At 42.0% G+C, this 11,351-nt stretch carries 10 protein-coding genes; 4 read left to right on the top strand and 6 right to left on the bottom strand.

Annotated elements, in window-relative coordinates:
• The first annotated feature begins 177 nt into the window (after positions 1 to 177).
• Both murD and CXF60_RS11915 read left to right on the top strand, forming a co-directional pair.
• On the top strand, positions 178 to 1,602 hold the full coding sequence (murD, locus tag CXF60_RS11920) for a UDP-N-acetylmuramoyl-L-alanine--D-glutamate ligase (protein ID WP_102092101.1): 1,425 nt from the start codon (positions 178 to 180) through the stop codon (positions 1,600 to 1,602).
• 280 nt (positions 1,603 to 1,882) lie between these two features.
• Positions 1,883 to 3,079, top strand: a complete 1,197-nt coding sequence (locus CXF60_RS11915; protein WP_180958148.1) for an FtsW/RodA/SpoVE family cell cycle protein — start codon at positions 1,883 to 1,885, stop codon at positions 3,077 to 3,079.
• A 130-nt stretch (positions 3,080 to 3,209) separates the two neighbouring features.
• On the opposite strand, the gene gluQRS is transcribed toward CXF60_RS11915, so the two are convergent.
• The 6 genes from gluQRS to CXF60_RS11885 form a co-directional block, all read right to left on the bottom strand.
• Positions 3,210 to 4,205, bottom strand: coding sequence for a tRNA glutamyl-Q(34) synthetase GluQRS (gluQRS, locus tag CXF60_RS11910; protein WP_102092147.1), 996 nt, complete (start codon positions 4,203 to 4,205; stop codon positions 3,210 to 3,212).
• A 242-nt stretch (positions 4,206 to 4,447) separates the two neighbouring features.
• Positions 4,448 to 4,885, bottom strand: a complete 438-nt coding sequence (dksA, locus tag CXF60_RS11905; protein ID WP_057762021.1) for an RNA polymerase-binding protein DksA — start codon at positions 4,883 to 4,885, stop codon at positions 4,448 to 4,450.
• 492 nt (positions 4,886 to 5,377) lie between these two features.
• Positions 5,378 to 6,217 (bottom strand): metallophosphoesterase, encoded by an 840-nt coding sequence (locus CXF60_RS11900; protein ID WP_102092100.1) that lies wholly within the window; start codon positions 6,215 to 6,217, stop codon positions 5,378 to 5,380.
• Positions 6,218 to 6,533: 316 nt separating this feature from the next.
• Positions 6,534 to 7,337: a metal ABC transporter permease gene (locus CXF60_RS11895; protein WP_101205961.1), complete on the bottom strand. Its 804-nt coding sequence runs from the start codon at positions 7,335 to 7,337 to the stop codon at positions 6,534 to 6,536.
• Between the two features lie 113 nt (positions 7,338 to 7,450).
• The gene (locus CXF60_RS11890) at positions 7,451 to 8,248 is read right to left on the bottom strand and encodes a metal ABC transporter ATP-binding protein (RefSeq protein WP_102092099.1); all 798 of its coding nucleotides are present in this window, start codon (positions 8,246 to 8,248) and stop codon (positions 7,451 to 7,453) included.
• Positions 8,249 to 8,326: 78 nt separating this feature from the next.
• The gene (locus CXF60_RS11885; RefSeq protein ID WP_102092146.1) at positions 8,327 to 8,905 is read right to left on the bottom strand and encodes a Fur family transcriptional regulator; all 579 of its coding nucleotides are present in this window, start codon (positions 8,903 to 8,905) and stop codon (positions 8,327 to 8,329) included.
• Between the two features lie 210 nt (positions 8,906 to 9,115).
• On the opposite strand from CXF60_RS11885, the gene CXF60_RS11880 reads away from it, so the two are divergent.
• Positions 9,116 to 10,009, top strand: a complete 894-nt coding sequence (locus tag CXF60_RS11880) for a metal ABC transporter solute-binding protein, Zn/Mn family (RefSeq protein ID WP_102092098.1) — start codon at positions 9,116 to 9,118, stop codon at positions 10,007 to 10,009.
• A 277-nt stretch (positions 10,010 to 10,286) separates the two neighbouring features.
• Entirely contained in the window at positions 10,287 to 10,685 is a 399-nt protein-coding gene (locus tag CXF60_RS11875) for an ATP synthase subunit I (RefSeq protein ID WP_102092097.1), read from the top strand.
• Positions 10,686 to 11,351: the final 666 nt, after the last annotated feature.

The raw sequence follows: 11,351 nt of genomic DNA, 5'->3' as shown, positions 1-11,351 counted from the left end.
ATAGCATTAGCCACTTAATATAAAAACAGGCGAATAATAGCATAAACTCATAAAAAATCAGTACCGAAATCTGAACGATGGCGTTAAGATGCTGCATGTCTTAGCAGCGCCGATTAGAGTCGCTATACAGCAGACTTATTTGATACAACTTTTCTCGTTTATATAGAAGGAATAGATATGACCACTAATACAGCAACAGAAGCCTTACTTCATAAGGGTAGTGGTCTACAAGTCGTGGTCGGTTTGGGGCAGTCTGGATTGTCAGTCGCGCATTATCTGGCCAAGCAAGGCTATCAAGTCGCAGTCACTGATGCTCAAGTTACCCCTAAATTGGCCGAGCAGTTGCCAGCCGAGATAGAGATTCGTCAGTTTGGTGCGATAGATGCCGATTTATTGCAGCAAGCGGCTCGTATTATTATTAGCCCAGGTATTTCTCTCGAAACTGCCGCTGTAGCTGCTGCTCGGCAAGCCAATATTCCTGTAGTTAGCGATATTCAACTGTTCTGTGAAGCGTGTACCGTACCAATCGTAGCGATTACAGGTTCTAATGCTAAAAGTACGGTCACTACGTTAGTCGGCCAAATGGCAGCAGATGCTGGCGTTAACGTAGGTGTCGGCGGCAATATAGGTGTACCAGCTTTAACATTGCTAGCGAATCCTGATATGGAGCTTGCGGTGCTTGAGCTGTCTAGTTTCCAATTAGAAACCGTCACTAACTTGGGCGCAAAAGTAGCAACTGTGCTCAATATGTCGCCTGATCATTTAGATCGTCATGGAGATATGCTTGGCTACCATCAAGCCAAACATCGTATTTTCCAAGGTGCCAAGTCGGTGATGATTAACCGTGAAGATGCACTCACTCGTCCATTGGTCGCAGACAACCTACCGAGAATTAGTACGGGTATTCATGCCCCTGATAAAGGTCAGTATGGTCTGATTACCGACACAGAAGGCCAAACTTATCTTGCTCGTGGTACAGAAAGATTACTGTCGGCAGACAAACTGTTGATTAAAGGTCGTCATAATCTATTGAATGCTCAAGCGGCTCTGGCGCTTGGCGAGCTTGCAGGGTTACCGCTAGAGAGTATGCTGACCACTTTACAGCAGTTTACAGGTCTTGAGCACCGCTGCCAATATGTGGCTAACGCTGCTGGTATTGATTATTTCAACGATTCTAAAGGCACAAATATTGGTTCGACCATGGCCGCTATCGAAGGCTTGGGTGCAGTCTATGCGCCGAAAGACGGTAAGCTACTATTGATCTTAGGCGGGCAAGGCAAAGGGCAACAGTTCGGTGAATTAACGCCTTTTATCAATCAATACGTGAGCCAAGTCTTGTTCATTGGTGAAGATGGTCAGAAGATTGAACAACATCTAAGAGCTGCGAAACTGAGTGATGATGTTGCACTACATCAGTGTCAGACATTAGAGAATGCATTTGCGACTATCCAACAAGTCACTACCAGTAGTTTATCGCAAGTACAGGCTGTATTGCTGTCACCTGCCTGCGCCAGCTTTGACCAATATAGTGGTTATGCGGCTCGCGGTGAACACTTTAGCCAACTGGTCAAGCAATTAGACACCGCACAATTAGAAGCTTGATAGGTAGTCGAATATATTAAGCAGCTATATAGGTTGGCATAGCAGATGTCTATTCTCTAGCAACAGCCAGTATTTTCTGGATAAATGATTGTTTTGCTTATAGATTGCTGCTACTGTCAAGCATATAATCTTGATTACTGAAATAGGTGCTAGCTAAGGCGTTTGCCGAGGGTTAAAGATTTTTTATTACCATCTATTTAGTACGATTTATTTTATGATTTTTTAAACGGTGGCGTTTCATAGACGCCGTGTTTTTTCGTTTGTTAGTGTATATAAAATTATGGCGCTCTCTTCTTTTTTTCGTTCCTCGCCCCAAACCAAGCAAGCCTCTGGCTCAGACGGGGTTCTGTCTATGCCGTCAGCGCGTGCAATTTTATTATCAAGCGTCGGCTGTATGATGGTGCTTAGTCTGCTGATGGTTGCTTCTGCTTCTATCCCTTTTGCGCTCAGCCGCGGTATGACAGAGCTGTATTTTTTCAAAAATCAGCTGTTGTATATGACGATTGGCTTAATTGTTGCGGTCATTCCTTATTATGGCGTGTCTTTACGCACCCTATATAAGACCGAGACCCAGTTTGCTTTGTTAGGCATCACAGGGCTATTACTTGTTGCCACACTGTTTAGCACACCAATTAATGGTTCTAAGCGCTGGCTTACGGTAGGCGGTTTTAACTTTCAGGTAGCTGAGTTAGCCAAATTGGTCATGATTGTGTTTGTATCTGACTTTGTGGTGCGTCGATCTTTTGAGGTTCGTAATGGCCTAGATGGTTTCTTACGAATTATGTTGGTAGTGGCGCTGATCACGATACTGCTATTGTCGCAGCCAGACTTTGGTTCTTTTGTCGTCATTATTGGTACGCTGTTCGCGATTTTTTATATCGCTGGGGCACCTTACAAGCACTTCTTAGCCTTGGGTGCTGCTGCTGTTGGCGGTGCAGTGTTGATGGTGACTACGGCAGAGTACCGATTGGTGCGTGTGATGTCGTTTATGGATCCATTTGATGATGTGCAAGATACTGATTATCAGTTGGCACGTAGTTTGATCGCCTTTGGTCGTGGCCAGTTCACAGGTGTCGGCTATGGCGAAAGTGTACAGAAACTGTCGCATTTGCCTGAGGCGCATACGGATTTTTTATTAGCCATTACGGGTGAAGAGTTAGGGTTCGTCGGTGTCAGCATGGTACTGATACTTGAAGCGTTGATCATCGGTAGTGCGATGCGCATCAGTTACAACGCGCTAAAACGTCGTCAAATGCGTATGAGCTATACCGCTTTCGGAATCGGTGTAGTATTTATTGCCCAGACGATTATTAACGCTGCGATGAATATGGGCGCTATTCCAACCAAAGGTCTCACTATGCCGTTCTTTAGTTATGGCGGATCGTCTATGTTGATTAGCTTGGTTATGGTCGCGCTATTATTGAAGATATATAAAGAAAGCCCTGAAATTGAGAAAAGCCAATGCCGTTATTACTAATAGGCTCTATATATAATAGTCTCTGCATAGCTTCAGATTTTCGGTAATAAATAGTGTTTAGCATTATTGCAATAAAAGCGTCACAAATGGTGGCGCTTTTTATTGTCTATTTATAGCTTTTGAACTCTTATTAATAGGTAAGGTTTAACTGTTGCTTGCCTTGTAGTGGGGTGTTATCCCATTGAGCAATAGCTTGTTTAAGCATATTTTCTGGGGTATCGATATCGACCTTTGGTTGCTGCAGTAGCGATAGAGCTTCAGCAATAAGTTGACTCGAATCTGATGTGTCGATTGGTTGAGCAAGGTTTTGCTTAGAGAGCTTTTGGCCATCAGCATTATTAATCAATGGCAGATGATACCATTGGTCAATAGTGGGTAGGCGCGCGGCTTGCATGATACCGATTTGCGCCGTCGTCATAGGTAGAATATCAAGGCCACGCATGATATGAGTAACCTGCTGTAGACCATCATCGAGACTGGCTGCCAATATGTAATTAATCATACCATCTTGGCGGCGAGCGACCATATCGCCTAACGTCTGCTGCGGGTTATCCCACTGCAATCCCTGAATACCGTCATTGAAGCCAATCCGATAGTCTGGTAGCTGAATACGTAGCTTATGCTGCTGTCTATCAAGGTCAGCTGCCACACAGCGCCGCGGATAGCGCTGCCTATTTGGTTGTACTTGGCCAATTGATGAAACTTGTTCGTCTAACGATGTCTGGTCGGTCAGCGCAGCTAAGCTGGCAAGACTATGGTTTCTACTTATCTCTTCTTGCGCCCAGTACTGTTCTAAGTCTTTACGGGAACATTGGCAGCCATAGGTCAACGGCCCTAGGTATGATGATAGATAATCGTTATAGATATCAATGCGCTCAGACTGATAAATAACATCACCATCCCAATGTAGCTCAAGTGCCTCCAGATCCATCAAAATTTGCTCAGTGAACTGCCGATCACAGCGTTCAGTATCGGTATCTTCCATACGCAGCAGCCATTTACCACCGATTGATTTGATATGGCAAAAGCTAGCAAGCGCAGTGGTTAGAGAGCCAAGATGTAACTCACCCGTTGGTGAAGGCGCAAAGCGACCAATGGGCTGTGATGGTGGCGTTTGAGTCGGCATGGCTGTAGGCATTGTTTTCAAAATAAATGGCTGTCTATAAGAGGTAATAAAGATAGAATAATAAATATAAGTATCAAAAGATATTCATTAAATGAGATTATTTTGTTAGTCATGTCATTATTCAAGCGATTGTGTTTTTCAGAGCAAAATTAGTAATGCAGCAAAATAGTGACAGTCTAAAATACAAAAAGCGACCTATTATAAGGTCGCTTCTGCTTACATTTATATCTGTAATATCTGATCTAAGCGCCTTGGTTTTGACGTTCTTTGATTTCAGATAAGGTTTTGCAGTCGATACATTGAGTTGCGGTTGGACGTGCTTCAAGGCGACGTAATCCAATCTCTACACCACAAGTCTCACAAAATCCATAGTCATCATTTTCGATTTCTAACATAGATTTGTCGATTTTGCGGATAAGTTTGCGCTCACGGTCGCGAGTACGTAATGCCAATGCAAACTCTTCTTCTTGAGTGGCACGGTCATTGATGTCTGGCATGGCGCTTGACTCATCTTGGATGTAGTTTTTGGTACGATCCGCTTCGCCAATCAGTTGGTTTTTCCAATCCAATAAAATAGCCTTAAAGTGCTCCAACTGCGCATCAGACATATACTCTTCGTCTTTGGCCGGCACATAAGGAGTAAATTTAACTTCACTCGGATTCGTGGTCAGGGTGCTCATATGGGTATCCTACTTTTTCAAATTAATTCAATAAAACGACGTATCAAAAGACAAGACGTTATTAATGCTACAAACGCTACAATTTGTCCTTTTATCAAACGTTTCACCACTTGGTAATACAAGTAACACAGCTGATCAAATAATATCGTAGACTTTATATCTTGACAGTTATATACCGATTGTTAGATAGATTGTTATATAAACTTCGGTTTTAATAATACTGTCTAAAGCATGCCGTAGGTCATTGATTGTGAAAACTGAGCTTGTGGTTAATGGGCCATCCTAGCTATCGTGCAGTGGCTTCATATTAGATATTGGGCCACCCTTGCTTTATTTCATAAGTTGTATCATTGTTTGTAATAATAATGAAGTGATTTTTTATATTGAATGCATATTTTATTTGTTCATCACTGTATTTTTTATTAGGAATTATTGACGAAAGCTATAAGTATAAAGGGCTAAGGCTTATACCAGTGCCAATAATTCTGGGCATCAAGTATCTAGTCTTTCAACCCAGCTTTCAACTGTTCCATTGTTGGCTAATTGCAACCAGCGATATCCTGGTAATGCATGCTCATCATAAGAAAAATCATCTTCATAGGGTTTGAACTGATAGCAGGTAGATGGCGTGCTATACACCGTGACGCCTTGGCGCAGTCGAACTTGCTCTTGGTGAGTATGCCCACTGATCACCACTTGTAGCTGTTCAAATGGTGCCATATGCTCCCAAAAGCTCTCAGTGTTTTCTGCCATATGGGTATCAATCCAGTCAGAGTCAACTGGAACAATATGATGGTGTAGGGCGATTAATGCAGGCTTATTACAGGTACTGAGTCTCTCACATAACCAATTAATATCAGTAGGCGTAATCTCGCCTGCGACCTTACCAGAAATGGATGAGTCTAATAACAACAGCTGCCAGAAGTCAGTCTCAATGACATGACGACTTAACAAACGTGAGTCAGCAGGTTGAGCGACAAGCTCTCGCTGAAAAAATGGCAAGTCTTTACCATTCTCGTCCGTCACATCATGATTACCAGCAATACAAGCAAAAGGAATCTGAGTCGCCTGTAATACAGTAAAGATATGATCGTAAATTGAAGACTTTACTCGATTGACCAAGTCACCTGTCACAATAATTAAATCACAGCGAATATCTTCACTAAGCGCCTGCTGAAGCACTGCTTCAAAGCTACGCTGACAAGTCACGTCATCATTATAGGTATTATTCTCATCAACAAAGACAGGCGTCGATAAGTGCAAATCAGTAATCTGTAAGATATTTATCGTTTGGTCAGAGGTGCTTAACTTATTGGCAGGATAGTTTGGCATTGGTTCAGTCCCTTATCGAATCACAACAATAAGTATTGTTAGCGCGAGTATGGATAAATGAGCTACTATTTTTCACTGGGTATTTATAATTATTATTAATCTACTATAAAAGAGCACAGCGTTTGCCTTGAGCTTACTTTAACTCTAATCAACAATATTTATACTATCAACTAGTAATAGCAAATTTAAAGTCTAGAGCCACCTTATAGTATTATTGAGCTAAAGTATTCATTATATTAATAAAATAAAGTCGAACAAAAAGATAGCGAAAAACAGTCGTAATTTATTCATTATAACGTATTTACAGCGACGCTAACTAAAGTTTTATCTTTATTAACTTCGAAAAAATGAGTGCAGTAAAAAATAAAGCAGCTAATATCAAGACGATAGAAAGACCTGTTTGAATATCTAGCCAAATACTGCCCCACACACCAAGTGTCACACCCAGTTGAGCGATTATCAACGCTATAATCACCATTTGTTTTGGCGATGCTGACCATAGACGTGCGGTCAGTGCAGGTAGCACTAATAACCCGCTAATTAATAGACTACCAACCGCTTGTAGTGCAATCGCACAAAACCCTGCCAGTACACCCATAAAAAACAGCCGTTGCCGTGTTGGGTTGATACCTTGAATACGTGCCAATGCTTCATGCGTTGCAAGCTTGATTTGCGCAGGCCAAATATAGATAAGCAGTCCCAAGCCAGCTAATACGCTACCAGCAAGCAAAGGCAAATCTGCCCAATCAAGATCTAATAAGTTGCCGAACAAAAACCCGAGCACATTGGCCTGTTGGTCAGTCAATTGGGTCAAAGCCAGCAATCCTAGGCACAAGAGCGACACTGACACGACTGCCAATACAGCATCCACTGGCAGACGCTCATCATCAATCAAGACCAATCCCAGTACGACCATGACACTGACTAATGCAATGCCGATACCCATTGGTAATTGCCACCACACCGCTAAAGCCACACCTAACAACGTGCCATGGGCTAAGGCATCGGCGAAAAACGCCATACGCCGCCATAATACTAAGCAACCTAACGGCGCTGATAATAACGCTAATATACTGCCAGCGATCCAAGCAGGCGCAATGATGGCTAACCAAGCAGTCATAATGAATGTCCGTAAAAATTTTATAAATAGAGTAAAGCCGTATTATTTATATGTTCAATATTTTTGGCTTTAATGAGCTGGATTTTGGCGATTTTGAGCCTTGATTACTAACGCTATAACTCGCTTGGCGCATGGTGTTCACAGGCATGAGGCTGATGCACGTATGGCTGCTCATAATGATGACCAAATAGCTTTTGAAATTCAGTACTAATGGCCAGCTCGCTTGGTTGTCCTTCACAGCAAATATGCTTATTCAAACAAATGACGCGGCGGCTGCCTTTCATGACCCAGTGCAAATCATGAGACACCACTAGCATGGCGCAACGTAAGAAATCAGGCAGCTCATCAATAAACTGATATAGCCAAACTTCAGTATCGGGATCGAGACCTTGCATCGGCTCATCTAAAATAAGCAAGTTAGGTTTGTCTAGTAGCGCTCTAGCTAGCAACACGCGCTGCGTCTCACCACCTGATAAATGCAACATCTGCCGTGACAGTAGATGGGTTAATGATAAGTTATCAAAGATAAACTGCCGCTGCTCAGGGGTTAAACGTTTCTTATCTGCTTGCCCCAACAAGTCGCAGACACGTAGCGGCAATATCGGTGGCACAGCAAATCGCTGCGGTACGTAGCCAAGCTGTAGCGGATGATGTGCTGTCATAGAGCCATCAGTTGACTCAATCAAACCTAAGATAAGTTTGACTAGCGTTGACTTACCAGCGCCATTGGGACCGATAAGGCTGACCGTTTCATTAACAGCAATGTCGATATCTATGTGAGAGAGCAGGCGTTGAGGCCCGATATGATAACTGATATTGGTTAAGCTCAATAATTTGTCAGCATTACTCACAGTACTGCTATTCGCAACGGTAGTATTTGACTGATTAGAAGGTAGGGTAGAGGTATTCATAATATGACAACGCATAGGTAAATAGACAATCGACGAATCATGCTTAAAACGTTTACACAAACTATAGTAGCTTTAATTTTACTGGCAAGCTTGGCAACGACCGCTAAGCTCAATGACACTACGCTCAACCACAAACCCCACATCTTGCTCGGCGAAGCTCATCATTTCCTGAACGGGCAGGCTGCTGCATTCTTGAACCCGTTGACACTGATCGCAGATCAAAAAGGCGGCTGTATGCTGGGCACGAGGATGACAGCAGGGAACATAAGCATTAATAGAGGTTAACTGATGAATCAACCCTTCACTTAGCAAAAATTCTAAACTGCGATAAACCGTCGGTGGCGCGACATTTTTCGGCGCGCTTTTTTTAGTTGTCTTAGTTTCTACCGAAAGTGTTGGTGAGCTCGCTGCTTCTTGAGTATCACTGTCATCAGGTATAGACAGTCGCATTTGCTGCAACTGCGTGATTAGGTCATAAGCGCCAACGGGCTGATCCGCCTCTAAGACCAATTGGTATATCTGCTGACGCAAAGGCGTAAATCGCGCGCCATTTAGACGGCAATGCTCTTTAGCTGCTGCTAAGCGTTCATGAACATCATGCGGAGTCAGATCTTGCACATCATGCAAATGTTCGCAGATCGATGAAGTAATAGACATGGTACAAGCTCCTAAAAATAGCATGGTAATCGCATGACGTTTTTTATGATAGCGTTTTTTATTGTTATAGTATAACATACTAAAATAAGAAATGAGTTAATTGTCTTATAGTAGTCTTGTATATCTACCCTTTTTACAGGAGTGGGGCAAGACACTATTACTCATACGTTCGTTATCCAACAATGCTATCTAACAATAAAAGAGCTTACTATGAACGCTGTTTTTACTTACTCCGTACGTTCGCTTATCACATTACAGCGCTTGCTAATGACAGGACTGATAGTTCTAGGAACTTTCACACTGAATGCACAAGCTGCAACGGTCAGTGTCAGTAATTATCCGCTATTCTTGTTAAGTGAAGCAGTAACAGAAGGCGCGCCATCAGCCAATCGACTATTGCAAGCGGGGGAGGTGGGTCATCATGGTAGTATCAGCCCAGGTGATATCAAAGCAATCAAAGACAGCAAGTTTGTGGTATGGTTCGGTGAGCCGTTAGAAAACAATCTAGCAGCGAGCCTGAAAACAGCCCCAAATGCCATTGCTTTATTTGAGTTTGATGCATTCAATCGACATCCATTACGTGATGTAAAGGGCGACGCTATCGCGGGTACACTAGATCCACATATTTGGTTAGACCCTGAAAATGCCAAAGCCATTACCCGTGCATTGGCTGTGATTCATGGCCATGCCAATCCACAATATAAGGACTTGTATCAAGCCAATGCGAAAAAATTTGCACAGCAACTAGACAAAGAAGTTACTGCATTTGAGCAAACCTCTATTAAAAGTGCCTCAAAAACACGACCTTATTGGGCTTATCACGATGCTTATCAGTATATCGAAGACAGCTTACACTTAACGCTCGTTGGCAGCCTTAGCGTAGATCATCATCTCTCACCCAAAGCAAGCCAACTCCGTTGGTTAAATGAGCAGCGCCCAGCCAAGCAAATGTGTTTAGTCAGTCCAAGTGAGCCAGCAAAAGGCTTACTTGCGAAGTTACAACCAGTGACGAGTACGGTACAGCCAGAAGATATGAGTAGTAGCGATGACTTTATCAGCGGTTGGCAAAATATGGCCAAACAGATATATCAATGTATCTCGTAATGTAGCCAAAAACAGCAATTTGCTAGGATTGTTTAAGTTGGTTGTATAGCTTCGCTTCAAGCATTTATTACAGACTAAATAATATAATAATCTTAGCAAAATGCGTTAGGTGACTGATAAAAGTCATATTTTACTTGCTTAATAGTTACGCTCTACCTATAATAAGTAGCGTTTTATTTTGGCCGAAAGGTAATGCCTGTAGAGTAAGTCATTCACGGATAAAATTATCATAAGTATGATATATTGTCCCAATGCTGTAAGGGCTATAGGAATACCGATGACCAAGCCTGCCAAACGCACGCAAAAAGACAAGATTGGCATCTATATTAAACGACAAGCATGGATACTATTTATCCTTATTATCATTGCTTGGTTAGTAGATACTATTTGGTTACATAGTGAGCTTACGATAGCAAAAAGCACTGCAATTGGTGCGCTACTAAGTTTTATCACTCAAGCAGTATTTGCGTTTTTTATTTTTTGGTACACCGGATATCGCGCGCGCCAACACATCGTTAGCCAGCTATATCGGGGTCAAATGTCAAAATGGTTATTGACCGTATTTGGTTTTGCACTAATTTTTATTACCGTACAACCCCTATCTGCGCCAGCGCTGTTTATCGGTTTTATGGTAATGCAAATTAGTCACAGTTGGATGTTGTGGCATATACGCTAGCGCTAATAAATGATCGCTAAACAGATGGTTTATTAATAGTACTGGCAAGTCACCCTGCCGTCCAGCTTCTCTATGACTAGTTCGAAAAGTCGAAGCACAACGCTGTCTTAGGATAGCACCAGTGATTATAAAGACCGCACTATGAGTCTCAATGTTAGACGTAGTATGCAGTGAGAGGGTAGGGGTTATTCAACTATCTGTATCGCTGATAATTAGATTACTGATATCTAATTATGGTTAGTGGTTATATTAGCAAGTAAAACTGGTGGCTAACTTATTCATACAGTGGATAAAAAAATCACAATTGACTTTACACGAATACAACGCTGCATTAATATAGGCGGCTAAATATTTTGCTTATAAGCGCTACATTAAGCGCCGATCGTAAAAAACGGTCAGTGGGCAAGCACATATATAATAATTTTGCGTATAAAAATGCAAGGGCTATTACTGAGTTATCATAAGCCCTTTTTTGATAGCTAAAATTTATCTCACGCTATCAAATATTGCATATTAGTAATAGAACTATGGGTTGGATGTTGTTGGTTACATGAGTGATTTAGTACGGTTTATTTATTTGTTTAATAGCAAGATAGATATAAATACTACACCTCATCAGATGACAACCATATTTTTGGTAGTTGATTAAATCGTTGATTAATAAGA

Source organism: Psychrobacter sp. 4Bb, assembly GCF_002836735.1.
Taxonomy (GTDB): domain Bacteria; phylum Pseudomonadota; class Gammaproteobacteria; order Pseudomonadales; family Moraxellaceae; genus Psychrobacter.
This window is presented reverse-complemented; position numbering and strand designations above follow the sequence as displayed.